This is a genomic window from Kitasatospora sp. CB02891, assembly GCF_002803145.1.
GTDB classification, from domain to species: domain Bacteria; phylum Actinomycetota; class Actinomycetes; order Streptomycetales; family Streptomycetaceae; genus Kitasatospora; species Kitasatospora griseola.
In genome coordinates this window covers 284,270-309,928 of record NZ_NNBO01000006.1, presented here as the reverse complement: position 1 = coordinate 309,928, position 25,659 = coordinate 284,270, and the positions used below count along the sequence as shown (strand labels likewise).

The 25,659-nt window shown below is 72.0% G+C and carries 19 protein-coding genes and 1 tRNA gene; 7 read left to right on the top strand and 13 right to left on the bottom strand.

What is annotated here, in order from left to right; genetic code table 11:
* Nucleotides 1-4: 4 nt before the first annotated feature.
* Together CG736_RS16470 and CG736_RS16465 are read right to left on the bottom strand one after the other, a co-directional pair.
* Nucleotides 5-898, bottom strand: a complete 894-nt coding sequence (locus CG736_RS16470; protein WP_157815608.1) for a hypothetical protein — start codon at nucleotides 896-898, stop codon at nucleotides 5-7.
* A 126-nt stretch (nucleotides 899-1,024) separates the two neighbouring features.
* The gene (locus tag CG736_RS16465) at nucleotides 1,025-2,860 is read right to left on the bottom strand and encodes a bifunctional UDP-sugar hydrolase/5'-nucleotidase (protein WP_100586965.1); all 1,836 of its coding nucleotides are present in this window, start codon (nucleotides 2,858-2,860) and stop codon (nucleotides 1,025-1,027) included.
* A 350-nt stretch (nucleotides 2,861-3,210) separates the two neighbouring features.
* Here CG736_RS16465 and pyk point away from each other — a divergent pair, with 350 nt between their 5' ends.
* Nucleotides 3,211-4,638 (top strand): pyruvate kinase, encoded by a 1,428-nt coding sequence (pyk, locus tag CG736_RS16460; protein ID WP_100586964.1) that lies wholly within the window; start codon nucleotides 3,211-3,213, stop codon nucleotides 4,636-4,638.
* Nucleotides 4,639-4,679: 41 nt separating this feature from the next.
* Here the strand turns inward: pyk and CG736_RS16455 are convergent, their stop codons facing one another.
* The gene (locus CG736_RS16455; protein ID WP_100586963.1) at nucleotides 4,680-5,606 is read right to left on the bottom strand and encodes an NADP-dependent oxidoreductase; all 927 of its coding nucleotides are present in this window, start codon (nucleotides 5,604-5,606) and stop codon (nucleotides 4,680-4,682) included.
* A gap of 268 nt (nucleotides 5,607-5,874) precedes the next feature.
* Here CG736_RS16455 and CG736_RS38960 point away from each other — a divergent pair, with 268 nt between their 5' ends.
* Nucleotides 5,875-7,194 carry a response regulator transcription factor gene (locus CG736_RS38960; protein WP_100586962.1) on the top strand — a complete coding sequence of 440 codons (1,320 nt, stop codon included), beginning with the start codon at nucleotides 5,875-5,877 and terminating at the stop codon, nucleotides 7,192-7,194.
* A gap of 106 nt (nucleotides 7,195-7,300) precedes the next feature.
* Here CG736_RS38960 and CG736_RS16445 read toward each other — a convergent pair.
* Nucleotides 7,301-7,374 (bottom strand) — tRNA-Leu (locus CG736_RS16445).
* Between the two features lie 68 nt (nucleotides 7,375-7,442).
* On the opposite strand from CG736_RS16445, the gene CG736_RS16440 reads away from it, so the two are divergent.
* Entirely contained in the window at nucleotides 7,443-8,126 is a 684-nt protein-coding gene (locus CG736_RS16440) for a response regulator (protein WP_043913385.1), read from the top strand.
* 67 nt (nucleotides 8,127-8,193) lie between these two features.
* Here CG736_RS16440 and CG736_RS16435 read toward each other — a convergent pair whose 3' ends face one another.
* From CG736_RS16435 to CG736_RS16405, 7 genes are all read right to left on the bottom strand, one after another.
* Nucleotides 8,194-8,910: an ABC transporter ATP-binding protein gene (locus CG736_RS16435; RefSeq protein WP_100586960.1), complete on the bottom strand. Its 717-nt coding sequence runs from the start codon at nucleotides 8,908-8,910 to the stop codon at nucleotides 8,194-8,196.
* Complete coding sequence (locus CG736_RS16430; RefSeq protein WP_232734040.1) at nucleotides 8,907-9,734, bottom strand: ABC transporter ATP-binding protein; 828 nt, start codon at nucleotides 9,732-9,734, stop codon at nucleotides 8,907-8,909. The genes CG736_RS16435 and CG736_RS16430 overlap by 4 nt, the downstream gene beginning before the upstream one ends.
* Before the next feature lie 5 nt (nucleotides 9,735-9,739).
* Nucleotides 9,740-11,704: a branched-chain amino acid ABC transporter permease gene (locus tag CG736_RS16425; protein WP_100586958.1), complete on the bottom strand. Its 1,965-nt coding sequence runs from the start codon at nucleotides 11,702-11,704 to the stop codon at nucleotides 9,740-9,742.
* A 4-nt stretch (nucleotides 11,705-11,708) separates the two neighbouring features.
* Nucleotides 11,709-12,638 carry a branched-chain amino acid ABC transporter permease gene (locus tag CG736_RS16420; RefSeq protein ID WP_100586957.1) on the bottom strand — a complete coding sequence of 310 codons (930 nt, stop codon included), beginning with the start codon at nucleotides 12,636-12,638 and terminating at the stop codon, nucleotides 11,709-11,711.
* A gap of 87 nt (nucleotides 12,639-12,725) precedes the next feature.
* Nucleotides 12,726-13,955, bottom strand: coding sequence for a branched-chain amino acid ABC transporter substrate-binding protein (locus CG736_RS16415; protein WP_043913377.1), 1,230 nt, complete (start codon nucleotides 13,953-13,955; stop codon nucleotides 12,726-12,728).
* Between the two features lie 288 nt (nucleotides 13,956-14,243).
* The gene (locus tag CG736_RS16410) at nucleotides 14,244-14,903 is read right to left on the bottom strand and encodes a Tat pathway signal sequence domain protein (RefSeq protein ID WP_100586956.1); all 660 of its coding nucleotides are present in this window, start codon (nucleotides 14,901-14,903) and stop codon (nucleotides 14,244-14,246) included.
* Between the two features lie 97 nt (nucleotides 14,904-15,000).
* Nucleotides 15,001-15,453: a PaaI family thioesterase gene (locus CG736_RS16405; RefSeq protein ID WP_043913376.1), complete on the bottom strand. Its 453-nt coding sequence runs from the start codon at nucleotides 15,451-15,453 to the stop codon at nucleotides 15,001-15,003.
* A 201-nt stretch (nucleotides 15,454-15,654) separates the two neighbouring features.
* On the opposite strand from CG736_RS16405, the gene polA reads away from it, so the two are divergent.
* From polA to CG736_RS16390, 3 genes are all read left to right on the top strand, one after another.
* The gene (gene polA, locus CG736_RS16400) at nucleotides 15,655-18,339 is read left to right on the top strand and encodes a DNA polymerase I (protein ID WP_369880210.1); all 2,685 of its coding nucleotides are present in this window, start codon (nucleotides 15,655-15,657) and stop codon (nucleotides 18,337-18,339) included.
* 99 nt (nucleotides 18,340-18,438) lie between these two features.
* Nucleotides 18,439-19,032, top strand: coding sequence for a GNAT family N-acetyltransferase (locus tag CG736_RS16395; protein ID WP_100586954.1), 594 nt, complete (start codon nucleotides 18,439-18,441; stop codon nucleotides 19,030-19,032).
* Between the two features lie 56 nt (nucleotides 19,033-19,088).
* Nucleotides 19,089-19,562 carry a lipase chaperone gene (locus tag CG736_RS16390; RefSeq protein ID WP_100586953.1) on the top strand — a complete coding sequence of 158 codons (474 nt, stop codon included), beginning with the start codon at nucleotides 19,089-19,091 and terminating at the stop codon, nucleotides 19,560-19,562.
* 12 nt (nucleotides 19,563-19,574) lie between these two features.
* Here the strand turns inward: CG736_RS16390 and hrpB are convergent, their stop codons facing one another.
* Both hrpB and CG736_RS16380 read right to left on the bottom strand, forming a co-directional pair.
* Nucleotides 19,575-22,091: an ATP-dependent helicase HrpB gene (gene hrpB, locus CG736_RS16385; RefSeq protein ID WP_100586952.1), complete on the bottom strand. Its 2,517-nt coding sequence runs from the start codon at nucleotides 22,089-22,091 to the stop codon at nucleotides 19,575-19,577.
* Between the two features lie 2 nt (nucleotides 22,092-22,093).
* Nucleotides 22,094-23,005, bottom strand: coding sequence for a class I SAM-dependent methyltransferase (locus CG736_RS16380; protein WP_369880209.1), 912 nt, complete (start codon nucleotides 23,003-23,005; stop codon nucleotides 22,094-22,096).
* A 423-nt stretch (nucleotides 23,006-23,428) separates the two neighbouring features.
* On the opposite strand from CG736_RS16380, the gene rpsA reads away from it, so the two are divergent.
* Nucleotides 23,429-24,919, top strand: a complete 1,491-nt coding sequence (gene rpsA, locus CG736_RS16375; RefSeq protein WP_043913368.1) for a 30S ribosomal protein S1 — start codon at nucleotides 23,429-23,431, stop codon at nucleotides 24,917-24,919.
* The last annotated feature ends 740 nt before the right edge of the window (nucleotides 24,920-25,659 follow it).

Genomic DNA, 25,659 nt, shown 5'->3' with positions numbered 1-25,659 from the left:
CAGGCTACTGCGGCGCCGGGGTCTGCGGGCGGCCGTCGGCGAGGCCCAGGACGGCGCGGGTGCCGAGCGGGCGGGAGAGGCGGAACTCGACCGGGGTGGCGCGCAGAGCGGCGTCGCAGACCTGGTCCCGGGCCGGGTCGACGCGGCCGATCAGGACGACGGCCCGGTCGGTCTCGTGGACCTCGCCGGGCCGGACGGTGTCGCAACTGCCGTGCGGGACGGACGCGGTGAGCACCAGACCGTCCGCGGAGACCGAGCGCAGCGTGGTGGCGCCGGTGACGGGGGCGGCGGGCGTGATGGGGGCCGGCGCCTGGGAGAGCACGGCGGGGTAGCGGAACGGCCGGTCGTAGCCGGAGACGGTGAACTCCCAGACCGGGATGACGGCTTGGCCCCGGCTGGTGGCCACGGTGGTGGTGCCGGGTCGGGCGGCGGTGACGGTCAGTCGGGTGTCGCAGTCGGCGGCGCAGGCGCTGCGGCGCCGGGTCAGTGAGTCGAAGACGGTCTTCGCGGAGCGCTGCGGCAGGGCCAGTCGGGAGCCGTCCGCGAACACCACCTCGGTGGTGCCGGAGACGGACACCGGCAGGGTGGTCGCCAGGTCGACGTGGCCGGCCAGGTAGGCGGCCTTGTCCGCGCCGTTGCGGAACGCCCCCTCGGGCAGCCACTCGGTGGCGTCCTGGAGGGGGAAGTAGCCGTGCTCCCAGGCCTGTTGGGCGGCCGATCCGGGCCAGGCGGCCGTCACCTCGGCGGCCCGCCGGGCGGCCTCGCCGGTGGCGGTGCGCACCTCCGGTCCGGCCGTGATCAGGCTCGGCCCGATCGCCGAGCTCTTCGGAGCCGTGCTGCTCGCGCACCCGCCGAGCAGCAGAACCAGCGCCGCGGCCACCGCAATTCGTCCACGCATCGCCGTGATCCCCCTCGAAGCCCGTTCACAGGACGCGAGTTGGACGGGGCAGCCGGCGATCCGGTTCCGCGGGAGACGGCCGGGGCCGTCCGGACACGGTCCGAACGGCCCCGGTGCGAACGGGAGTTAGAAGACCGGCACGCCGGCCCGGACCAGGCGCCAGCCGGACTGGCCGTAGAAGTCGGCCGGGTCGATGACGCCCTTGGCCTTCACCCAGGCGATCATGGTGTTGCGGATCTCGTCGGAGTTCGCCCACAGCTGCTGCGCCTTGGCGACGTGCGGGAAGTTGCCGCCGCCGTTGGCACGGTAGTTGTTGACGGCGAGCACGAACTGCGCGGTCGGGTCGACCGGCTTGCCCTGGTACGACAGGTTGACGATGCGGCTGCCGACCGGCTGCGCGATGTCGATGTCGTAGCTGACGCCGTAGAGGGAGTCGTAGTTGTAGTCGGGCGTGTTGTTGGCCTGGTTGGTGAGGGTGTCCAGGTTGATCGGCGCGCCCGGGGCGACCTGGGCGTAGTACTTGGCGGAGTACTCCAGGTAGTCCTTGATCTGGGTGCCCGTCAGCAGGCGGGCCTCCAGGGTGTTCTCGTAGATGTACAGGCCGGCCGCGTCGCGCAGCTTGACCTGGCCGGACGGGATGACCGCGGTGCGGTTGAACGGCGCGGCCTGGGCCAGCACCGGCAGGTTCGCGTACTGGCCGCCGGCCAGCGCGGTGCGGACGGCGTCGGCCTGGACGCGGCCGATCAGGTCGATGATCGGGGTGTCCTTGAACCGGGACTCGGCGATGGAGAGGGTCTCCTTGCAGGTGCCGATGACCTGGTTGACGTAGGCGACGACCTTCTTGTGCTGGGCGTCCACCAGCTTGACGATCTTCGGGTCCTCGGCGACCGTGTTGGAGTTCAGCAGGCGCGAGGTGACGCCGGTGACGGTCCACTGGCCGCGGGCGAACTCGACCTCGAAGTCGAAGCAGGTCAGGCGCTCGCCCCAGCACAGCGGCTCGGACAGCACGACGTTCTTGCCGGTCTGGGTGTTGACCACGATCCGCTGCGCGATCTCCTTGTGGGCGTGGCCCACCAGCACCGCGTCGATGCCGGGAACGGTGGCGGCCATCGCGGCGCCCGCGTTCTCCGCGTAGGGCAGCTGGTCGCCCCAGGAGGACGGGTCGTCGACGCCGGTGTGCGCGGAGACCACGACCACGTCGGCGCCGGCGGCGCGCAGCTTCGGCACCCACTTGGCGGCGACCTCGGGGATGCCCGGGAAGGTCAGCTGTCCCTGGACGTTGGCCTTGTCCCAGATCGCGATGCCGGGGTTGGTCAGGCCGAGGATGCCGACCCGGATCGGACGGCCGTGGCCGAGGTGCAGCTCGCGGATCACGTACGGCGGGAAGGCCGGCTTCTCGTTCTTGGCGTTCAGCGCGTTGGCGCCGAGCAGCGGGAAGTCCAGCTGGTCCTGGTAGGCGCGCAGCAGCGGGATGCCGTAGTTGAACTCGTGGTTGCCGAGCGCGGCGGCGTCGTAGCCGATGGCGTTCATGGCGGCGGCCATCGGGTGGACCGGGGCCTTCTTGCCGGTGATCGGCTCGACCCGGGCGTAGTAGTAGGACAGCTGGGTGCCCTGGATGGTGTCGCCGGCGTCGATCAGCAGGGTGCGGCCGTGGCCCTTCTCGGCACGGACCTGCTCGACCAGGGTGGAGATCTTGGCCAGGCCGACGTCGTTGTGGCTCTTGTCGTCGAACTCGGAGTCGGTGAAGTACTCCCAGTTGAAGACGTGGCCGTGCAGGTCGGTGGTGCCCATCACGGTGAAGCTCGCCTTGAACGGGACGGGGCCCCGGCCGCGGGACTCGCCCTGGTTCTGGTCCGCCGCGGCGGCGGGGGTGGCCGTGGCGGCGGTCAGGCCGCCGGCCAGGGCGGCCCCGGCCGCGGTGGCGGCGGAGCGGGCGACGAAGTCACGGCGGTTCAGGGCCATCAAGGTCTCCAAGTCGAGCGGTACGGGCCGTCGGGCGGCATCGGCGACAGGGCAGCTGACACCCCGCCACCTGCCGTGACGCGCGTAGAAAAACGCGTGTGGCAGTCTGCCGTCTTCTGGCCTCCGGTACCAGCCCCGAGAGCTGTCCAACAGGTGAGATCTGGGCAACTCTCCCGTGACACCGGCCCGCCCGGCCGCACACCAGTGCGTCAACCGGAGTCGATCGTGCTCACCCCGTACGCCACCGTCGCGACTGTGTCGGTCCGTTCATCAAATCTTTCGCCAACTGCCATGGGACGACTGGCCGGAAGCGTGCTGTTACGGCCGGGTAATACCTAGGCTTCTGAGGTATGCGCCGAGCAAAAATCGTTTGTACTCTCGGGCCTGCCGCGGACTCGTACGACCAGATCAAGGCCCTGGTCGACGCCGGCATGGACATCGCCCGACTGAACCTCAGCCACGGCTCCCACGCGGAGCACGAGGATCGTTACCACCGGGTCCGCAAGGCCTCGGACGAGTCGGGCCGCAGCGTCGGGGTGCTCGCCGACCTGCAGGGCCCGAAGATCCGGCTGAGCACCTTCGCCGACGGCCCCGTGCTGCTGGAACGCGGCGACGAGTTCACCATCACCACCGAGGACGTCCCGGGCGACCGGGAGATCTGCGGCACCACCTACCAGGGCCTGGCCGCCGACGTGTCGCGCGGTGAACGGATCCTGGTCGACGACGGCCGGGTCTGCCTGGAGGTCACCCACGTCGAGGGCCCCCGGGTGCACTGCATCGTCATCGAAGGGGGCCTGGTCTCCGACCACAAGGGCCTCAACCTGCCCGGAGTCGCCGTCTCCGTGCCCGCGCTCTCCGACAAGGACGTCGAAGACCTGCGCTGGGCCCTGCGGACCGGCGCCGACCTGATCGCGCTGTCGTTCGTGCGCAGCGCCAAGGACGTCGAGGGGGTGCACCGGATCATGGCGGAGGAGGGCCGTCGGATTCCGGTCATCGCCAAGATCGAGAAGCCGCAGGCGGTGGAGAACCTGGACTCCATCGTGGACGCCTTCGACGGCCTGATGGTCGCCCGCGGCGACCTGGGCGTCGAACTCCCGCTGGAGCAGGTGCCGATCGTCCAGAAGCGGGCGATCAAGCTGGCCAAGCGGAACGCCAAGCCGGTGATCGTCGCCACCCAGATGCTGGACTCGATGATCAACGCCTCCCGGCCGACCCGCGCCGAGGCGTCCGACGTCGCCAACGCGGTGCTCGACGGCACCGACGCGGTGATGCTGTCCGGCGAGACGTCGGTCGGCAAGTACCCGGTGGAGACGGTCCGGACGATGGCCCGGATCGTCGAGGCCGCCGAGACCGACATCCTGGCCGGCGGGCTGCCGCCGCTCACCGAGAAGAGCAAGCCCCGCACCCAGGGCGGAGCGGTGGCGCGGGCCGCCGCCGAGATCGGCGACTTCCTGGACGCCAAGTACCTGATCGCGTTCACCCAGAGCGGCGACACCGCCCGCCGGCTGACCCGCTACCGCTCGCCGATCCCGGTCCTGGCGTTCACCTACGAGCCCGCCGTGCGCAGCCAACTGGCCCTCACCTGGGGCGTGGAGACCTTCCTCGGCCCGTTCGTCACCACCACCGACGAGATGGTCGCCCAGGTCGACGCCCAGCTGCTGAGCCTCGGCCGCTGCAAGCGCGGCGACATCGTGGTGATCACCGCGGGCTCCCCGCCCGGGCTGGCCGGCTCCACCAACCTGGTGCGCGTGCACCACGTCGGCGAGCTGGACAACTGACGGACGCGAGGGCCGCCCGGCGCCGGGCGGCCCTTCGCCCGTCACACCGTCAGGACGATCTTGCCGCGCAGGTGGCCGTGCTCGCTGAGCCGGTGCGCCTCGGCGGCCTCCGCCAGCGGCAGCACCCGGTGGATCGGCAGCACCAGCGTGCCCGCCTCGTGCAGCGCCAGCACCGCCGCGTACGCGCCCGGGTGGTACGGCTCGGCCTCGGCGCCGCCGGTGAAGCGGACGCCGTACTGCTGGCCCGCCAGCGGCGAGGTGATCGTCAGCACCCGGTCGGCGCTGCCGGTCAGCTCGATCGACACCGCCACCTCGTCGGCCTTCCCGGACGCGTCCAGCGCCCGGTCCACCCCGCCCGGGGCGGCCGCCCGCACCCGCTCCGCCAGGCCCTCGCCGTACGCCACCGGGATCGCGCCCAGCTCCCGCAGGTAGGCGTGGTTGCCCTCGCTCGCGGTGCCCACCACCGTGATGCCGCGGGCCCGGGCGAACTGCAGCAGCAGCGTGCCGACCCCGCCCGCCGCGCCGTGCACCAGCAGGGTCTCGCCCGGCCGCACGCCCAGCACCCCGAGCACCCGCTCCGCGGTCTCCGCCGCCGTCGGGATCGCCGCCGCCTCCTCCCAGCTCAGCCCGGACGGCTTGGCCGCCAGCAACTCGACGTCCACCAGGGCGTGTTCGGCGTAGCCGCCGCCCATCACCGCGCCGAACACCTGGTCGCCGACGGCGAACTCGGCGACCTCCGCGCCGACCGCCTCCACCGTGCCCGCCACCTCGTAGCCCGGCACCGAGGGGAAGACGACCGGGAAGAACCCGTCCAGCGCGCCGCTGCGCAGCTTGTGGTCCAGCGGGTTGACGCCCACCGCCCGGACCGCGACCCGCACCTGACGGGGCCCCGGCTCGGGCAGGTCGAGATCGATCGGGCCCAGCACGTCCGGGTCGCCGTAGTGCGCGAAAGCAATGGCCTTGGTCATGGCAATGTCCTTTGATTCATGGGGAGTTGCTTCGTTCCGACGGGTTCCATCCTGCGCCCCGGGCGGCAGCCGCCCGGCCGGTCTTTCGGACGGTTCCACCTGGCCGAAATGCCAGGACGGCCGCATCTCCGCAGGCGGACCCGGGTGGACGTGCCGACCGTCTTCGACCGGTTCGCCCTCAGGCTCCCCGGACGGCCCGCCTTTCGGCCAGGTCGACCCAGCCGAAAGGCCAGGGTCGGTACCCGCGGCCCGAACTAGGCTGGCGGGTATGGACGAGACCGCCCCCTGGGCCCGCCCGCAGGATGCGCTGGCCCGCGCCGTCGAGGTGCTGCGCGAACCCCGGCCCGGCCTGCTGCCGAAGCTGTCCGAGGTGCTCGAACCGCTGGTCCCGCACCTGGCGGCCGCCCAGCTCAGCGGCGTCTGCGCGTACTCCCCGGCGAACACGGTCGGGCCGCGGGAGCTGACGGAGGCCTTCGGCAGCCTGGTGATCTCCCGGCTCGGCGAGCGCGCGCTGGCCGAGGCCGGGCCCGGCCGGCCCTGGCAGGGGGAGGCCGAACTCGCCGGAGCGGAGCGGCCGTTGGCGGTGGTCGCCACCACGCCGGGGGCCGGGAAGGGCGCCGTGCTGGTGCTGATCCGGTCGGACGGGGCGCCGCTGACGACGGACGTGCTGGAGGTCCTGCAACAGCTGTGGGACCTGGTGGTCACCCACTCCGACCACCGCGCCACCGACGCCGCCCCCGCGCAGGCCGCCGTCTCCCGGGTCTCCGCGAACGCCCGCGCCTGGGCGATCGCCAAGTCCACCGGCACCCACAGCGCCGCGCTGACCGCCATCCTCGCCCCGCTGCGCTCCGCCGACCTGGACGACGCCGCCGCCCGCCGCGCGGCCACCGAACTCGCCGTCACCGCCCTGCTCGACCTGCGCCGCTCCGCCGACCTGGACCGCGTCCTCAGCGAGGAGCCCGCCGACGCCGCGTTCGCCCGGCTGGCCCGCGAACTGCGGCCGCTGCTGCGCCACACCCGGGTCCGCCTCGACGTCGCGCCCCCGGCCGACGGCGCCCGCTCCGTCCCCGCCGACCTGGCGCACACCGCGCGGGACGCCGTCCGGGCCGCCGTGCTGGTGATGCTGGACCAGGAGAAGCCCGGGCGGCTGCACGTCAGTTGGCAGTTCACCGCCGATTCGGTGCTGCGCGCGGTGGTGCGCGGCGACGGCCTCGGCGCGCTGGCGGCCGACGCGCTGGGCGTGCACCGCACCGCGGAGCGGATCGCCGCGCTGGGCGGGCGCAGCACCGTCGAGGCGGTGCCCGGCTGGGGCGCCACCATCACCGTGGACCTGCCGCTCGCGCTGCCCGAACCCGCCTCGGTCGGCGACCCCCTGGACGGCCTCCAGCCGCGCGAACGGGAGGTGCTGGACCAGCTGGCCCGGGGCCGCCGCAACCGGGACATCGCCGCCGCGCTGCACATCAGCGAGTCCACGGTGAAGTTCCACGTCGCCAACATCCTGGCCAAGCTCGGCGTCGCCTCCCGGGGCGAGGCGGCGGCCCTCGCCCACCGGGCCGGCCCGTCCGCCGGACTGCACCTGGCGTCCTGAGCCGGATCCCTCGGCAGTCGGGCGGGGAAACGATTCGCGCCGCCGTGGTGATGGTCACCGCGGCGGCGCGCAGCCAAGGTCGGTGACCTTGGAATTGAAGAGAAAGTGCCCCGAGTGGGATTCGAACCCACACCGGACGGTGTTTGAGACCGTTGCCTCTGCCGATTGGGCTATCGGGGCCCAGCGGTTCGAAGGTCAAACCCCCCACCGTGGTGAACCAAACATACCGTGTCTGGGTAGGCTCGTGCATGCAGCACCCCGCCGGACCGAGGAGCCCCGTGAGCACCGCCGACGAGCAGCCCCAGCCGCTTGAGACCGACTCGCCCCAGATCACCCGAATCGTCATCGCCGAGGACGAGGCACTGATTCGCCTCGATCTCAAGGAGATGCTGGAGGAGGAGGGCTACACCGTCGTCGGTGAGGCCGGTGACGGCGAGACCGCGGTACGGCTGGTCGAGGAGCTCAAGCCCGACCTGGCCATCCTGGACGTCAAGATGCCGGTGCTGGACGGCCTGTCCGCCGCCGAGCGGATCCACGAGCAGCACCTCGCCCCGGTGCTGATGCTCACCGCGTTCTCGCAGCGCGAACTGGTCGACCGGGCCCGCGACGCCGGTGCGATGGCCTACATCGTCAAGCCGTTCAGCAAGAGCGACCTGGTGCCCGCGATCGAGATGGCGGTCTCCCGCTACACCGAGATGCGGACCCTGGAGCAGGAGATCGCGGATCTCTCGCAGCGCCTGGAGACCCGCAAGCTGGTCGACCGGGCGAAGAGCGTGCTGCAGACCAAGTTCGGGCTGAACGAGCCCGCCGCGTTCCGCTGGATCCAGAAGACCTCGATGGACCGCCGGATGACCATGGCCGCCGTCGCCGAGGCCGTGATCGAGGAGGGCGCCGCCCAGGACCGCAAGAAGGCCGAGGCGGCCGAGGGCTGACCGCCCCCGAGCGCACGAGTGCCCCCGCTGGACTTCCGGCGGGGGCACTCGCCGTACTGACGGTCCGTCAGTCCTCGCCCAGGTACGCGCGGCGCACCGTGTCGTCGCGCAGCAGCTCCGCGCCCGTGCCGGAGAGGGTGATCTCACCGGTCGTCATCACGTACGCGCGGTCCGAGAGCGAGAGCGCGGCCTGCGCGTTCTGCTCCACCAGCAGGATGGTGGTGCCCGAGGCGCGCAGCTCCACCACGGTCGCCATGATCTTCTGCATCATCAGCGGCGACAGGCCCATCGACGGCTCGTCCAGCAGCAGCAGCTTCGGGTTGGACATCAGCGCCCGGCCCATCGCCAGCATCTGCTGCTCGCCGCCGGACAGCGTGCCCGCGGCCTGCTTCCGGCGCTCGGCGAGGATCGGGAACAGCGTGCAGGCCCGTTCCACGTCCCGGGCGATGCCCGCCTGGTCGCGCCGCAGGAACGCGCCCAGCAGCAGGTTCTCCTCGATGGTCATCCGCGGGAAGATGTGCCGGCCCTCGGGGGAGTGCGCCAGGCCCAGCGCGACGATCCGGTGCGCGGGCACCGTGTCGATCGGCTCGCCCTCGAACAGGATCCGACCCGCGGTCGGCCGGAGCAGGCCGGACACGGTGCGCAGGGTGGTGGTCTTGCCCGCGCCGTTGGTGCCGATCAGGGTGGTGACCTCGCCCTGTTCGACGGTGAAGCTGATGCCCTTGACGGCCTCGATCTTGCCGTAGGCGACGCGAAGGTCCTCGACCTCCAGCAGAGCGGTCACTGGTCGGCCTCCGTAGCGGTGGTGGTTCCTTCGAGCGGCTCGCCCAGGTAGGCGGTGACCACCCGCTCGTCGTTCTGGACGGTCTCCCGGTCGCCCTCGACGATCTTCTGGCCCTGCACCAGCACCGCGGTGCGGTCGCACAGGTTGAAGATGAACTTCATGTCGTGCTCGATCACCAGCACCGCGATCCCGAGGTCCCGGATCGCGAACACCAGTTCCTCGGCGGACCGGGTCTCCTGCGGGTTCATGCCCGCGGTCGGCTCGTCCAGCAGCAGCAGACCCGGCTCGGAGGCCAGCGCCCGGGCGATCTCCAGCTTGCGCTGCTCGCCGTAGGGCAGGTTGCGGGCCAGGTGGTCGGCCTTCCCGGACAGGCCGCAGAACTCCAGGAGCTCCATGGCCCGTTCACGGCTCTCGGCCTCGGCCCGCCGGTACCCCGGACCGCGGAGGATCGCCGAGAACAGGCCCTCCTCGGTGCGGGTGTGCCGGCCCACCAGGACGTTCTCCAGCACCGTCATGTTGGAGAACAGCCGGATGTTCTGGAAGGTCCGGGCGATGCCGGCCTGGGTGACCAGGTGCGGCTTGGGCGGCAGCACCTGGCCCTTGTACCTGACGACGCCCGAGGTCGGGACGTACAGCCCGGTCAGGCAGTTGAAGAAGGTGGTCTTGCCGGCGCCGTTCGGGCCGATCAGACCGACGATCTCGCCCTGCCGGACCGTCAGGTTGACCTGGTTGACGGCGGTCAGGCCGCCGAAGCGCATCACCACGTCGGTGGCTTCCAGGACCGTCTCGGCGAGCGGTGCGGCGGGCGCGGTGTCGGTGGTCATGGTGCTCACGCCCCTGCCTTCGAGAGTGCGTCGTCGGTCGGGCCGCCCTGCGCGGGCAGCTCGGCCTCGTGGAACTCCAACTTCCGGCGGCGGTTGGCGATCAGCCCCTCGGGGCGGAAGCGCATCAGCAGGATCAGGGCGACGCCGAACGCCAGCAGCTGGTAGGACTGCAGGAACTGGAGCTTCGCCGGGATCAGGAACAGCAGCGCCGCGCCGACCAGCGGTCCGCTGATGGTGCCCATGCCGCCGAGGATCACCGCGGCCAGCAGGAACGCCGAGTTCGGCGGGACCGGCCCGGCGAACTGGTACTGGTCGGGGGAGACCGCGCCCGCCACGTGCGCCTGCACCGCGCCGGCCAGGCCGGCCAGGGTGGCGCCCAGCGCGAAGGCGATCAGCTTCACCCGGAAGCCGTTGATGCCCATCGCCTCGGCCGCCGTCTCGTCCTCGCGGATCGCCACCCAGGCGCGGCCGATCCGGGAGTTGGCGACCCGGCCGAACACCACCACGACGATCGCGGTGACCACCAGCATCAGCAGCAGGTAGTTGCCGAACTTGCCGAGCTGGACGAAGCCGAAGTCGTGCGGCTGGCCGAAGTCGAAGCCGAACAGGTTGACGTCGGGGATCGCCGCGACGCCGTTCGGGCCGTTGGTCAGGCTCGGGCCGGAGCGGCCGTCCAGGTTGTTCATGGCGATCCGGAAGATCTCACCGAAGCCGAGCGTCACGATCGCCAGGTAGTCGCCGCGCAGCCGCAGCGTCGGGGCGCCGATCACCACGCCGAACACCAGCGCGGCCAGCGCGCCGATCAGCACCGCGAGCGGGAACGGCAGGTGCAGGCCGCGGAACACCGAGTACGGCGAGCCGGAGACCAGCGCGGCCGCGTACGCGCCGACGCCGAGGAAGGCGACGTAGCCGAGGTCCAGCAGACCGGCCAGGCCGACCACCACGTTCAGGCCGAGCGCCACCGTGGCGAAGATCAGGATGTTCGCCCCGATCAGCACGTACGTCTCGCTGCTCTGGGTGAACGGGAACGCGCCCGCGGCGGCGAACGCCGCGCCGGTGGTCACCGCGCGGTGGCGGGTGGTCAGTTCGCTCAGCCGGGCGACCGTGCCGCCGGCCAGCAGCGCGGCGGTGGCGAAGACCGCGAGCAGCAGGAAGCCGACGAACAGCTCGCCGTACTCGGTGGAGATGCCGAACTCGACCACGCCCAGGCCGAGCGCGAACACCGCGGTGATCACCAGGATCTCCGCCCAGGACGGCAGCGCGCGGGCGGCGGGCAGCGGGCGTTCGATCCGGCCGATCCGCAGCCAGGCGTCCAGCAGCTGCCAGAGCCGGAAGCCGAGGATCACGACCGGCACGGCGACGAAGAACCACAGGTTCTCGGTGAAGAGCGGCCGGACGCCGGGCGGGACGGCGTTCAGCGCCCAGCCCTGGCCGAAGCCGACCCGCAGCACCACCGCGACACCGGCGACCAGGTACCACCACGGGGCGACGGGGGTCTGCTTGACGGTGCGGCGGCGGTCCAGCGGCAGGCCGAGCGCGCCGACCACGGCGAGCAGCGAGCCGACCGCGGCGACCCAGCCGCCCGGGTCGAGGTTGACCAGGCCGTCCAGCTGGACGGTGATCGCGATCGCCGAGTACCAGCACACCGCGAGGGTGCCGAGGGCGGCGAACAGCACGCCGTTGTGGCTGCCGGACGGGCTCAGCCAGCGCAGGCCCTTCAGCCCGTGCGCGGCGAGCGCCAGCAGCGCGGTCAGCAGGCCGCCGACCAGCGCCAGCCACTGCAGGCCGGCCGGGGAGCCGTAGTAGGTGAGGTCGCCCGGGAACTGGTCGGTCCAGGTCCAGGACATCGCCGCGGACGCCGCGGCCAGCACCCCGCCGGCCACCGCCGCGGCGAGCGCCGCGGTGCCGGGGAGCCGGAGAACGGGCGTGGTCTCGTGCGAGGCCGCGAATTTCTGGGACGAAGTGGTCATCTGCTCACGCCCGATCCGCGACGCGCTCGCCGAGCAGGCCCTGTGGCCTCACCAGCAGCACGACGATCAGCAGGACGAACGCCCACACGTTGGCCCAGGCGCCGCCGCCGAGCTGGTGCATGCCGGGGACGTTCTGGATGTACGCGGTGGCCAGCGATTCGGCGACGCCGAGGACCAGCCCGCCGAGCATCGCGCCGTAGATGTTGCCGATGCCGCCCAGGACGGCGGCGGTGAAGGCCTTCAGACCGGCCAGGAAGCCCATCATGAAGTCGACCTGGCCGTACCTCAGGCCGTGCGCCACGGCCGCGATCGCGGCGAAGGCCGCGCCCAGCGCGAAGGCGATCACGATGATCCGGTCGGTGTTGATGCCCATCAGCTTCGCGGTGTCCGGGTCCTGCGCGGTGGCCTGCATGGCCCGGCCGGTGCGGGTGAAGCGCACGAACGAGGCCAGGATCAGCATGCACAGCGGCGCGGCGGCCAGCAGGAACAGGTCGTTGCGCTGGAGGTGGAACAGGCCGAGGTCGACGGTGTCACCCGCGAACTGCGGGAAGGAGATGGCCTTCTTGGCTCCCGGGTAGAACGCCCAGACCACCTGCTGCAGCGCGATGGACAGGCCGATCGCGGTGATCAGCGGGGCCAGCCGGGGCGCGGTCCGCAGCGGGCGGTAGGCGAACCGTTCGGCCGCGGTGGCGGTGAGCACGGAGGCGATCACGCCGCCCAGGATCATGACCGGCAGGGCCAGCCAGAGCGAAGTGCCGTGCGGCAGCGCGGCGTAGGCGGTCAGGGCCCCGAAGCCGCCGATCATGAAGATCTCGCCATGGGCGAAGTTGATGAGTTGGACGATGCCGTAGACCATCGTGTACCCGATGGCGATCAGGCCGTACATCAGGCCGAGCATCAGTCCGTTGGCCAGGTTTTGCGGCAGTTCGTGCACCGCGGGCCTCCGTGGATAGGGGGGTATGAGGAGGCGGGGGGCACTTGTGGCGCCCCCCGCCGGACATCGGCTGGTGCAGGTGCGGGATCAGCCGTTGTAGGTACCGCTCTTGACCGCCTTCCACTCGCCGCCCTTGACGCTGTAGACGGTGAGCTGCTTGTTCGTGGTGTCGCCGTACTGGTCGAAGGAGACCTGGCCGGTGACGCCGGAGAAGTTCACCTTGGCCATCTCGGCCAGCACCTTGGTGCGCAGGTCGCTCGGCACCTTGCCGCCGTTGTGCTCCACCGCGGCCTTGACGGCCTCGATGATCGACCACGCGGCGTCGTACGAGTAGCCGCCGTACGCGGAGTACGCGTCCTTGTAGCCGGCCGCGGTGTAGTCGGCGACGAAGGTCTTGGCGGAGGACAGCTCCTCCACCGGGGCGCCGACCGAGGTGGCCAGGTCGCCGTCGCTGTTGTTGTTGGAGAGCTTGATGAACTCGGGGTCGTAGATGCCGTCGCCGCCCATCAGCGGGACCTTCGCGCCGGCCTTCTTGATCTGGTCGGTGAGCGGGCCGGCCTCCGGGTACTCGCCGCCGTAGTACACCGAGTCGGCGCCCGAGGAGGCGACCTTGGTGGCGACCGCGGAGAAGTCCTTGTCGTCCGGGTTGATGTGGTCGGAACCGGCCACGGTGCCGCCGAGCTTCTTGAACTCCTCCTGGAAGATGGCCGCCAGGCCCGCGCCGTAGGTCTTCTTGTCGTCGATGACGTAGACCTTGGTCTTCTTCGCCTCGTTGAACAGGTACTGGGCGGCGTACTTGCCCTGCACCACGTCGGTGGTGGCGGTGCGGAAGTACGAGGCGTACGGGCGGGTGAACTTGCTGCTGCCCCAGTCCGGGCCGAGCGACAGTTCGGGGCTGGTGTTGGCCGGGGAGACCTGGGTCAGCTTGGCGTCGTTGAAGACCTTCTGCATGGTCTGCGAGACGCTGGAGTTCAGCGGGCCGACCACGCCGACGACGTCCTTCATGTCGACCAGGGCGGTGGCGTTCTGCTTGCCGGAGGTCGGGTTGGCCTGGTCGTCCTTGGCCTCGATGGAGAAGGTGACGCCCGGAACCAGGTTGTCCTTGTTGGCCTTCTTGGTGGCCAGGTCGGCCGAGTTCTTGATGCCCAGGCCCAGCGCGGACAGCTTGCCGCTGATCGGGGCGTCCACGCCGATGACCACCTTGGTGGTGCCGCCCGCGTTGTCCGAGCCGGTCTTGGCACCGCGCGAGCCACAGGCCGAGAGGGTGAGCGCTCCGGTAACTGCAATGGTCACGACAAGAAGTGAGCTCTTTCGCACGACGGGGGTCTCCTTCTGGACGGAAGACACGCGCACAGGGCTGGCGGTGCCGGAACGCGTCGACCGGGCCCGAAAATCGGACGGGCGGTGACTGGGCGTGACTCTAGACCGCGCGTGGCGGTGCGGTCAGTGGGGCGGATGAGGCTGTGATTCTCTTGTTATGACCACGCCGGAAGTTGATCTCAGTGCGTGGGAGAAAACCGCAGGTGGAGCCCGCTGTTCCGGGATCCGGCCGGTGGCGCGGGCGGTCGGGGCGCCCAACTCCCCAGGCAGGGTTGGAAGATCCGCTTATCGGACAGGTATGTCCGAGCTGCTCGGGCTGGTCGTGGGCGTTCGATTATCGGGAGTGTCGCAGGTCGCGTGCAGTGCCGCGGAGAGGTCCCGGGCGTAGGAATCGCCCAGAATCTGACTTGTCGTCTCCAATGCGCGCGTGTTACGCAGCGTGACATCGAGGAAGGGCAGGCCGGCGTCCGCCGGAGCCGCCGAGCAGTCCGTCACCTTCAGGCCGACCCGCAGCGACACCGTCTGCCCCGGCGGCACCGTCTGCGGCAGCCATCCCCCCACCACCACCGACAGTCCGCGGTAGCCCTGGCTCACCCCCAGGACGTCCACCGGGCCGGTGCCGGCGTTGTGCACCGTCAGGGACAGCGCGAACGACTCCTGCCCGACCGGCAGCTTGCCGCCGTACTGGAACCGGGTGGACTGTGAGGGGAACGCCGGCTCCGGCGGCGGCGAGTTGGCCGCGGCCGCCGTGCGCTCCATCGCGTGACGCGCCGTCAGGAGCAGCGCCAGCGCCAGCAGGAGCAGCACCAGGACCGCCTTCAGGCGTCTGCTCAGCAGTCGCGGCGGTTCGTCGACGTACAGTCGGAGCGGCGTCCAGGTGCCCTCGCCCGGCTCCACCGGGCCGAGAAACCCCTTCGGCTCGCCCGGCGGCGGTTCTGCGGACATGGCGGCGCCCCCTCGTCCAGCCGAGAATTCCCGTGTCGGGAAAAGGCCAAACCCAGGGGGCGCGTGGGGAGTTGAGGCCTTTTGCGGCCTCGCGGCGCTACAGGTCGCGCAGCATGCAGGTCAGTCGGCAGCTGGTGATCCGGCGGCCGGTGTCGTCCGTCACCGCGATCTCGTAGGTCGCCGCGGTGCGGCCCTTGAAGACCGCCGTCGCCACGCCCGTCACCAGGCCGGAGGTGGCCGAGCGGTGGTGGGTGGCGTTCAGGTCCACGCCCACCGCGTAGCGGCCCGGGCCGGCGTGCAGCATCGCGCCGATCGACCCCAGCGTCTCGGCCAGCGCGGCCGACGCCCCGCCGTGCAGGAGTCCGTACGGCTGCTGGTTGCCCTCCACCGGCATGGTGCCCACCACTCGGTCCGGGGAGGCCTCGACGATGGTGATGCCCAGCTTCTCGCCCAGCAGGCCACCCGAGAAGGTCTCCGGGTTCACCCCCAGCTTCGCGAAGTGGTCCAGCACGTCCTGGGGCACGTTCAGTACGGGCGCCGCGTCGGTCATGGTGCTCCTGTTCGGGGTTCACTTCGTTGTGCGCGTCGATCGTACGACTGTCTACCCGTCGGTAGGGAGGTGCTCCGCGCCGCGCCGGGAGATGTCGGCCCCGGGCCATAGGATCGGGGACGGCAGTGCAACCGGGCAGGAACGGGATGTGACGTGGCGACACAGGGTGCAGGCAAGAGTGCGGCCGGGCGGCCCCGGCTGATGCTGCTGGACGGGCATTCGATGGCCTACCGGGCCTTCTTCGCCCTGCCGGTGGAGAACTTCTCCACCACCACCGGCCAGCACACCAACGCGGTGTACGGCTTCACCTCGATGCTGGTCAACACCGTCCGGGACGAGGCGCCCACCCACCTCGCGGTCGCCTTCGACATCTCCCGGCAGACCTTCCGCGCCGCCGAGTTCCCCGAGTACAAGGCCAACCGCGCCAAGACCCCCGACGAGTTCCGCAGCCAGATCCCGCTGATCGGCGAACTCCTCGACGCGATGCGGATCCCCCGGCTCACCGCCGAGGGCTTCGAGGCCGACGACATCATCGCCACCCTCGCCACCGCCGCCGCGGCCGAGGGCTTCGAGGTGCTCATCGTCACCGGCGACCGGGATTCGCTCCAGCTGGTCAACGAGCACGTCACCGTGCTCTACCCCACCAAGGGCGTCTCGGAGTTGACGCGCTACACCCCGGAGAAGGTCGCCGAGAAGTACGGCGTGCGCCCCGACCAGTACCCGGACCTCGCGGCGCTGCGCGGCGACCCGTCCGACAACCTGCCCGGCATCCCCGGCGTCGGCGAGAAGACCGCCGCGAAGTGGGTCAACCAGTTCGGCTCCTTCGAGGAACTGGTCGAGCGGGCCGACGAGGTCAAGGGCAAGATCGGCGAGAAGCTGCGCGAGCACCTCGACTCGGTCAAGCGCAACCGGGTCCTCACCGAGCTCGTCCGGGACGTCGAACTCCCGCTCGGCGTCCCCCAGTTGGAGCGCACGCCGTTCGACCGGGAGGAAATCGCCCGGCTGATGGAGGCGCTGGAGTTCCGCAACCCCAACTTCCGCGACCGGGTGGCCGGCATCGACCCGGCCGGAGCCGAGACCGCAGCCGCCGCCGACATCCCCACCGGCCCCGCCGTCGAGGGCGACCTGCTCACCGTCCCCGGTGCGCTCGCCGCCTGGCTGGAGGAGCACACCGGCAAGGGCGAACGCACCGCGATCGCCGCCGACTACGAGTGGGCCGTCGGCGCCGGCCAGGTCAAGCAGGTCGCGCTCGCCACCGGCACCGCCGCCGCCTGGTTCGACCCCGCCGCCCTGGAGGAGGACGACGACCGGGCGTTCACCGCCTGGCTCGCCGACCCCGCGCGCCCCAAGGCCCTGCACATCGCCAAGCAGGTCATGCGCGCCTTCGCCGAGCAGGGCTGGCAGTTCGCCGGCGTCAGCGCCGACACCGCGCTCGCCGCCTACCTGGAGAAGCCCGGCCGCCGCACCTTCACCCTCGACGTCCTCGCCGAGGAGTACCTGTCCCGCTCGCTGGCCCCCGCCGCCCAGGCCGAGACCGGCCAGCTCAGCTTCGACGCCGACGAGCCCGACCCGACGGCCGGCGCCCAGGCCCAGATGACCGAGGCCCGCGCCGTCCACGACCTCGCCGAACTCTTCGACACCCGGCTCGCCGAGGTCGGCGCCGACAAGCTGTTCCACGACATGGAACTGCCCATCGCCGCACTGCTCGCCCGGATGGAGCGCTACGGCATCGCCGCCGACCGCGGCTGGCTGCAGGGCCTGGAGGCCCAGTTCGCCGCCGAGATCCAGCGCTGCGTCGAGGAGGCGCACGCCGCCGCCGGGCGCGAGTTCAACCTCGGCTCGCCCAAGCAGCTCCAGGAGGTCCTGTTCGGCGACCTCAACCTGCCCAAGACCAAGAAGATCAAGACCGGCTACACCACCGACGCCGACGCCCTCACCTGGCTCGCCACCCAGACCGACAACGAACTGCCGGTCATCCTGCTCCGCCACCGCGACCAGGCCAAGCTGCGCACCACCGTCGAGGGCCTGCTCAAGACGGTCTCCCCGCAGGGCCGCATCCACACCACCTTCAACCAGATGGTCGCCGCCACCGGCCGGCTCTCGTCCCAGGACCCGAACCTGCAGAACATCCCGGTCCGCACCGAGGAGGGCCGCGCCATCCGCCGCGCCTTCGTGGTCGGCGAGGGCTACGAGTCGCTGCTCACCGCCGACTACTCGCAGATCGAACTGCGCATCATGGCGCACCTGTCCGAGGACGAGGCCCTGATCGAGGCCTTCGCCTCCGGCGAGGACCTGCACACCACCGTCGCCTCCCAGGTCTTCTCGGTCGCCCGCGACCAGGTCGACGCCGAGATGCGCCGCAAGATCAAGGCCATGTCCTACGGCCTCGCCTACGGCCTGTCCGCGTACGGCCTCTCCCAGCAGCTCGGCATCAAGCCCGCCGAGGCCCAGGGCCTGATGGACACCTACTTCGAGCGCTTCGGCGGCGTCCGGGACTACCTGCACAACGTGGTCGAGGAGGCCCGCGCCGTCGGCTACACCGAGACGCTGCTCGGCCGCCGCCGCTACCTGCCCGACCTCACCAGCGACAACCGCCAGCGCCGCGAAATGGCGGAGCGGATGGCCCTCAACGCCCCCATCCAGGGCTCCGCCGCCGACATCGTCAAGATCGCCATGCTCCGCGTCGACGAGGCCCTGCGCGCCGCCGACCTGAAGTCCCGCATGCTGCTCCAGGTCCACGACGAAATCGTCCTCGAACTCGCCTCCGGCGAGCGCGAGCAGGTCGAAGCCCTGGTCCGCGAGCAGATGGCCGACGCCTACCCCCTCCGCGCCCCGCTCGACGTCTCGGTCGGCGTCGGCACCGACTGGGAGGCGGCCGCGCACTAGCCCGTCGGCCCCGGGCGTGGTCCACCGGCCCCGGGCGGCAGTCCCCGCGAACGGCTAAATCGTTTGCGGGCCTCCGCCCGGGGCTCGGAGACTGGCCGAATGACTGATCAACTCTCCACTCCCGCCGCCACGTTCGCCGACAAGCCGACGCTGGAGGGGGAGCGGATCATCCTTCGGCCGGTGCGGGCGGAGGAGGATCTGCCGATGCTCCGGGTGATGGTTCAGGACCCGGAGGTGCTCAAGTACACCTCGAACGTGTACACCCCCGTGGCGCCCGAGTGGGACGAGGCGATGGAGGCGCGCATCGTCGAGTGGTACTCCACCCGCAACGAGCAGACCGACCGGCTCGACCTGATCATCGTCGACCGGTCCACCGGCCGAGGCGTCGGCGAGGTCGTCCTCAACCAGTGGGAGGAGGCCAACCGCTCTTGCAACCTCCGGATCTGCATCGGCCCCGACGGCCGTGACCGCGGCTTCGGCACCGAGGCCGTCCGGCTCACCACCGACCACGCCATCCGCGCCCTCGGCCTCAACCGGGTCTCGCTGGGCGTGTACGGCTTCAACGCCCGCGGCCGGCGCGCGTACGAGAAGGCCGGCTACCGGGTCGAGGGCGTCCGCCGTCAGGTGCTGCGCTGGGGCGACCAGTGGATCGACGACATCGACATGGCTGTTCTCGCCGAGGACTGGGTGTAGCGCCGACCGGTAGGCTCCGCGCGCACGTTCGGCAGGTGGGCGAGAGGTGGGGCGGGATGAAGGTGCCGCAGGGCGGAAGAGCGCGGGCGGGGATCGTACTGGCCGCAGCCGCGGTGGTGGCCGGCGGCACGCTGTGGGCAGCGCACCCGGGCCCCGCCCCGCAACCGGCCACCCCGCCCCAGGCCGCGCCGGTGGTCGCCGAGACGCCGAGCGGGAGCGCCTCGCCCTCGCCCACCGAGTCACCGGCCCCCGCCGAGACCGCGACGCTGACGCCGACCGAGGAGCCGGAGACCACGGCCGCCGTCACGCCCCGGTCGACAGTGACCGGGGCGAAGCCGAAGGCGACGCGGACGCCGATCACCGAGGTGACGCCCGGGACGCATCCCAACAGCGACGACACCAGGCCGACGCGGAACCCGGACTGCCACTACGACCAGTCGGGCCGGCTGATGGCGTGCGGGCCGATCCTGTCGCTCGGTCCGGTCGCGCCGAACCCGCACACCTCGCCGTCCTCGCTCCCCGCCGGCTGACCCGGCACGACGTCACTTGCGCGGGTTGGCCCGGCGGGTGGGTTCGGCCGTGGTCGGGTCCTCCGGCCACGGGTGGCGGGGGTAGCGGCCGCGCAGGTCGGCGCGGACGGCGCGGTAGCCCTCGCGCCAGAACGCGGCCAGGTCGCCGGTGACGGCGGCCGGGCGGCCTGCGGGGGAGAGCAGGTGGACGGTGAGCGGGGCCCGGCCGTCGGCCAGCGCCGGGGCGGCGTCCCAGCCGAACAGCTCCTGGAGCTTGACGGCGAGGACCGGGCGGTCGCCCGAGTAGTCGACCCGGATCCGGCTGCCGCTCGGCACCGTGATCCGCTCCGGGGCGAGCTCCTCCAGCCGGCCGGCCTGGCCGCCCGCCCACGGCAGCAGGCGCTGCAGCGCGGCGGCGGTGTCGATCCGCTCCAGGTCGGCGCGGCGACGGGCCCGGGACAGCTCCGGCTCCAGCCACTGCTCGGCGGAGGTCAGCAGCGCGGCGTCGCTCACGTCCGGCCACACCCCGCCGAGGGTGCGGTGCAGGAACGCCAGCCGTTCGCGCAGCCCCGCTGCGGCCGGCGGCCAGGACAGCAGCGCGCCGACGCCCTCGCGTTCGAGGCCGGTCAGCAGCGCCTCGCGCACCAGCGCCGGATCGGGCGCCGTCAGCGGCGCCGCGGCGAGCTCGACCGCACCGAGGGCCTCCACCCGACGGGCCGTCACCTCCCGCTGCCGGGTCGACCAGCCGACCTCCTCCCGCCCGTCCAGCAGCGGCCCGCCCGCCCGGCGAGCCGTCGCCTCGTCGATCGCCACCGCCCGCAGCACCCGCGCCGACGGCGACCCGGCGGGCCGGTCGGCCACCGCGATCGCCAGCCACCCGCCGGCCGGCAGCCGCGAGCCGCCCTGCACCTGGGCCGCCGTCCCGGAGGCCATCAGGTACGCGCCCTCGCCGCCCTCACTGCCCCCGCGGGCCTTGGCGAGCCGCTCCGGGTACGCCAGGCCGACCACCAGGCCGACGGCCGAGGCCGCGGCCGGCTCCGGGGATTCGCCCGACGATCTGTCGATCTGCTGTTCCAGTCGGCGGGTCTCGTCCTTCCAACGGCGCGCGTACGGGTCGTTGCCCTGCCTGACGGTGCGCCAGATGTGGGCCAGGTCGTCGCCGAGCGCGCGCGGCGGCTCCTCGGAGAGCAGCGCGACCAGCTCGGCCGCGCGCCGGGAGCCCACCGCCGCGGCGCCGTCCAGCAGCGCGCGGGCCAGCCGGGGGTGCAGGCCGGTACGGGCGATCGCCCGGCCGCGGTCGGTGGGGCGGCCGTCGGCGTCCACCGCGTCCAGCGCGCGCAGCGTGGTGCGGGCGGCGGCCATCGCCCCGGCGGGCGGCGGGTCGGGGAGGGCGAGGCCGGTGGCGTCCGGGTCGCCCCAGCAGGCGGCCTGGAGGGCGAACGACGTCAGGTCGGCGAGCGCGATCTCGGGCGTCGGGAAGCGGGCCGCGCGGGCGTCCTCCACCTCCGCCCAGCACCGGTACACCGTGCCGGGAGCCTCCCGCCCGGCCCGGCCGGCCCGCTGCCGGGCGGCGGCCAGCGAGGTGCGGACGGTGACCAGCCCCGACAGGCCGCGGGCGTGGTCGGTGCGCGGCTCCCGGGTCAGCCCGGAGTCGACCACCACCCGCACGCCCGGCACCGTCAGCGAGGACTCGGCGACCGAGGTGGCCAGCACCACCCGCCTCCGCTGCCCGGCCGCCAGCGCCGCGTCCTGCACCGCCTGCGGCGCCTGCCCGTGCAGCTGCAGCACCTCGACGCCGTCCAACTGCCCGGCCACCCGGGCGATCTCGCCCACGCCCGGCAGGAAGCACAGCACGTCCCCGTCCCGCTCGGCGAGCGCCCGGCGGACCGTCGCCGCGACGTGCTCCAGCAGCGCCGGGTCGACCCGCGTCCCGTGCGGCGGCCGGACGGTGCCCGGCGGCGGCGCCCACACCGCCTCCACCGGGTGCGACACGCCCTCGGCGGCCACCACCGGCGCGCCGTCCAGCAGTTCGGCCCAGGCGTCGGTGTCGGCGGTGGCCGAGGCCAGCAGCAGCCGCAGCTCCGGGCGGAGCGCCGCCCGGACGTCCAGCAGGAACGCCAGCGCGGTGTCCGCGTCCAGGTGCCGCTCGTGGCACTCGTCGAGCACCACGGTGTCCACGCCCGGCAGCTCGGGGTCGCGCTGCAGACGCTGCAGCAGGACGCCGGTGGTGACCACCTCGACCAGGGTGTCCGGGCCGACCCGGCGCTCGCCGCGCACCGTGAACCCGACCCGGCCGCCGACCTGCTCGCCCAGCAGCCAGGCCATCCGGCGGGCGGCGGCCCGCACCGCCAGCCGCCGCGGCTCGGCGACCAGCACCCGGCGCGGCGGACCGGGGAAAGCTTCCAGCAGGCCCGCCAGCGCGAGTGGCACCAGCGTCGTCTTTCCGGTGCCGGGCGGAGCGGACAGCACCGCCGCGCCGTGCCCCTCCAACGCCTCGGCCAACCCGGGCAGCGCAGTGCGGACCGGCAGTTCGAGCCCCCCGGTGCGCACCGTCAGCCGTCCCGGCGGGCGACGAAGATCGCCGTGCCGGGGATGTGCCGGCCGCGCAGCGGGCTCCAGCCGCCCCACTCCTGCTCCAGCTCCTCCGGCCACTCCGGCTCGATCAGGTCGAGCAGCACGAACCCGGCCCCGACCAGCTCCCGCACCCGGTCGCCCAGCGTCCGGTGGTGCTCGACGTACGTCGCCACGCCCTGCTCGTCCTGCTCCACGTACGGCGTCCGGTCGAAGTACGACGACGACGCCGTCAGGCCCTCCTCGCCCGGCTCGTCGGGGAACGCCCAGCGGATCGGGTGCGTCACCGAGAACACCCACCGCCCGCCCGGCCGCAGCACCCGGTGCACCTCGCGCATCAGCCGCGAGGTGTCCGCGCTGAACGGCACCGCGCCGTACGCCGAACACGCGTGGTCGAACGAGCCGTCCGCGAACGGCAGCGTGGCGGCGTCAGCCTGCACCACCGCGACCGGCTCCAGGCCGCGGCCCAGATCGATCCGCCGCGAGTGCTGCAACTGCCGGTACGAGATGTCCAGCGCCACCGGCCGGGCGCCCTGCGCCACCAGCCAGCGGGAGCACTGCGCCGCGCCCGAACCGATCTCCAGCACATCCGCGCCCTTCAGCGCCGCCGGCTCACCGAGCAGCCGCACCTCGGCCTCGTCCACCCCCTCCGGACACCAGGTGAACCGGTCGTCCCCGAGGAACTCCCCGTGCTCGTCCTGGTAGTCGTCCGCGTTCCGGTCCCACCAGTGCCGACTCGCCCGGCTGGACTCCACCTCCCCGGCCTCCCGCCGGAGCGCCTCGCCGTCGTCGTCGTCCGGCTCGGCGTCGGTGCGGTAGGCGCTCGGGACGTCGTACTCGGCGGGGTCGTAGTCGCGGGACGCGTCGGGGCCGGGGGTGGTGGAGTGGGTCATGGAATCCGTCACGTAAGGTATGGGATGCGGAAGCGCCACTGCCGCGGAGTCGGTCCCGTACGGGACCGGGTCGGGCCGTGGCATCCGGGGTAGGGCCGGTGTTCGAGCCGCCGCGAGGTGTGCCTTCGGAGGATATGGCCTGATCCGTCCCGGCCTCTACCGGTCTTGCCGCCTTCGGCATTGACCGTGTCCGGGTGTCCCCGTATGCTACAAGTTGCGCTGCGGGCCTGCGCGCCTCGGACGGAGCAGGTCGCGCTCGCATCTGTCGAAGACCCCAACGGTCGTCAGACGGGCATCGGGATTCCGGTTGATGGAATCGATTCGGTGGCCGTTTTCCGGCCTGTACGGCTTTCGGTGGGAGCGATCAGGGCCCTCCGCGTGGCATTACTACGACTTCATGTCCGTACCGGAGCCCTTTTCCTAATGACGAGCCCCACCGACACCTCTGTCAGCACCACCCCGCAGGTTGCGGTCAACGACATCGGCGACGCCGAGGCCTTCCTCGCCGCCATCGACGAGACCATCAAGTACTTCAACGACGGCGACATCGTTGAGGGCGTCATCGTGAAGGTCGACCGTGACGAGGTGCTCCTCGACATCGGTTACAAGACCGAGGGTGTCATCCCGTCCCGCGAGCTCTCGATCAAGCACGACGTCGACCCCCACGAGGTTGTCGCGGTCGGCGACAACATCGAGGCCCTGGTTCTCCAGAAGGAGGACAAGGAGGGTCGCCTGATCCTGTCCAAGAAGCGTGCGCAGTACGAGCGCGCCTGGGGCACGATCGAGAAGATCAAGGAAGAGGACGGCATCGTCACCGGTACCGTCATCGAGGTCGTCAAGGGTGGTCTCATCCTCGACATCGGCCTCCGCGGCTTCCTCCCGGCCTCGCTGGTCGAGATGCGTCGCGTCCGCGACCTCCAGCCCTACGTGGGCAAGGAGCTCGAGGCGAAGATCATCGAGCTGGACAAGAACCGCAACAACGTGGTCCTGTCCCGCCGTGCCTGGCTCGAGCAGACCCAGAGCGAGGTTCGCCAGACGTTCCTCACCACCCTGCAGAAGGGTCAGGTCCGCTCCGGCGTCGTCTCCTCGATCGTCAACTTCGGTGCGTTCGTCGACCTCGGCGGCGTCGACGGTCTGGTGCACGTCTCCGAGCTGTCCTGGAAGCACATCGACCACCCGAACGAGGTTGTCGAGGTCGGCCAGGAGGTCACCGTCGAGGTTCTCGACGTTGACATGGACCGCGAGCGCGTCTCCCTGTCGCTGAAGGCGACCCAGGAGGACCCGTGGCAGCAGTTCGCCCGCACGCACCAGATCTCCCAGGTCGTGCCGGGTAAGGTCACCAAGCTGGTTCCGTTCGGTGCGTTCGTCCGCGTGGACGAGGGCATCGAGGGCCTGGTCCACATCTCCGAGCTGGCCGAGCGCCACGTCGAGATCCCGGAGCAGGTCGTCCAGGTCGGCGACGAGATCTTCGTCAAGGTCATCGACATCGACCTCGAGCGTCGTCGCATCAGCCTCTCGCTGAAGCAGGCCAACGAGTCCCTCGGTGCCGACCCGGCGTCGGTCGAGTTCGACCCGACCCTGTACGGCATGGCCGCGTCCTACGACGACCAGGGCAACTACATCTACCCGGAGGGCTTCGACCCCGAGGCGAACGACTGGCTGCCCGGCTTCGAGAAGCAGCGCGAGGAGTGGGAGCGGCAGTACGCCGAGGCCCAGGCCCGCTTCGAGCAGCACCAGGCCCAGGTCATCAAGTCCCGCGAGGCGGACGCGGCTGCTGCCGCCGAGGCCGGCGAGGAGGCCCCGGTGTCCGGTGGCGGCTCGTACTCCTCCAGCAGCGACGAGGGCTCCGGCGCGCTTGCCTCGGACGAGGCGCTGGCTGCTCTGCGCGAGAAGCTGGCCGGCGGCCAGAGCTGAATCGCTCTCGCTGAGTAGTTGACTCACGCAGGGACCCCCTGCCCAGGCTTTCCTGGGCGGGGGGTCCCTGTTTTTGCGCCCACGCGCCGACGGAGGACGCTGCGCGCGGCTGGGTGGGGCTTGCTGTTCTTGGCGCCCACCCGCCGGCGGGGGGTGTGTTGTGCGGGGGGTTGGCGTGGGGTGTGCTGCGCGGGGCCTGGTGGGGCTTGCTGTTTTTGCGCCCACCCGCCCGCCCGGGCACCCGCCAGGGGAGGGTGCGCTGCGCGAGGGTTGGCGTGAGGTGCGCTGCACGGGAGGCTGGGCGGGGCTCGCTGTGTCTTGCGCCCGCACGTGCACCCGCCAGGGGAGGGTGCGCTGCGCGGCCAGGCGGGGCTTGTTGTTTTGCGCCCGTCCGGGCACCTGCCAGGGGGCGCTGCGTGGAGGGTTGGCGTGCCGTGCGCTCTGCGGGGCTTGCTGTTTTTGCGCTCACGCGCTCACGCGCTCACGCGCCAGCGGAGAGTGCGCTGCGCGGGGGCTGGCGTGAGGTGCGCCGCACGGGAGGCTGGGGGGCTCGTGTTCTGCGCCCACCCGCCAGGGGAGGGTGCGCTGCGCGAGGGCTAGGCGGGGCTTGTTGTTTTGCGCCCGCACGTGCACCCGCCAGGGGAGGGTGCGCTGCGCGAGGGCCAGGTGGGGCTTGCTGTTTTGCGCGCGCACGTGCACCTGCCAGGGGGCGCTGCCGCCCACGCGCCCGCCCGGGCACC

Bases quoted from the DNA above. Each gene is read 5' to 3' on its own strand.
- CG736_RS16405 (WP_043913376.1), bottom strand. From the start codon at position 15,453: ATGACCGACGCGGCGCCCGTACTGAACGTGCCCCAGGACGTGCTGGAC.
- CG736_RS16410 (WP_100586956.1), bottom strand. From the start codon at position 14,903: ATGTCCGCAGAACCGCCGCCGGGCGAGCCGAAGGGGTTTCTCGGCCCG.
- pyk (WP_100586964.1), top strand. From the start codon at position 3,211: ATGCGCCGAGCAAAAATCGTTTGTACTCTCGGGCCTGCCGCGGACTCG.
- CG736_RS16390 (WP_100586953.1), top strand. From the start codon at position 19,089: ATGAAGGTGCCGCAGGGCGGAAGAGCGCGGGCGGGGATCGTACTGGCC.
- CG736_RS16380 (WP_369880209.1), bottom strand. From the start codon at position 23,005: ATGACCCACTCCACCACCCCCGGCCCCGACGCGTCCCGCGACTACGAC.
- CG736_RS16455 (WP_100586963.1), bottom strand. From the start codon at position 5,606: ATGACCAAGGCCATTGCTTTCGCGCACTACGGCGACCCGGACGTGCTG.
- CG736_RS16425 (WP_100586958.1), bottom strand. From the start codon at position 11,704: ATGACCACTTCGTCCCAGAAATTCGCGGCCTCGCACGAGACCACGCCC.
- CG736_RS38960 (WP_100586962.1), top strand. From the start codon at position 5,875: ATGGACGAGACCGCCCCCTGGGCCCGCCCGCAGGATGCGCTGGCCCGC.
- CG736_RS16395 (WP_100586954.1), top strand. From the start codon at position 18,439: ATGACTGATCAACTCTCCACTCCCGCCGCCACGTTCGCCGACAAGCCG.
- rpsA (WP_043913368.1), top strand. From the start codon at position 23,429: ATGACGAGCCCCACCGACACCTCTGTCAGCACCACCCCGCAGGTTGCG.
- CG736_RS16465 (WP_100586965.1), bottom strand. From the start codon at position 2,860: ATGGCCCTGAACCGCCGTGACTTCGTCGCCCGCTCCGCCGCCACCGCG.
- polA (WP_369880210.1), top strand. From the start codon at position 15,655: ATGCTGCTGGACGGGCATTCGATGGCCTACCGGGCCTTCTTCGCCCTG.
- CG736_RS16470 (WP_157815608.1), bottom strand. From the start codon at position 898: ATGCGTGGACGAATTGCGGTGGCCGCGGCGCTGGTTCTGCTGCTCGGC.
- CG736_RS16440 (WP_043913385.1), top strand. From the start codon at position 7,443: ATGCAGCACCCCGCCGGACCGAGGAGCCCCGTGAGCACCGCCGACGAG.
- CG736_RS16430 (WP_232734040.1), bottom strand. From the start codon at position 9,734: ATGACCACCGACACCGCGCCCGCCGCACCGCTCGCCGAGACGGTCCTG.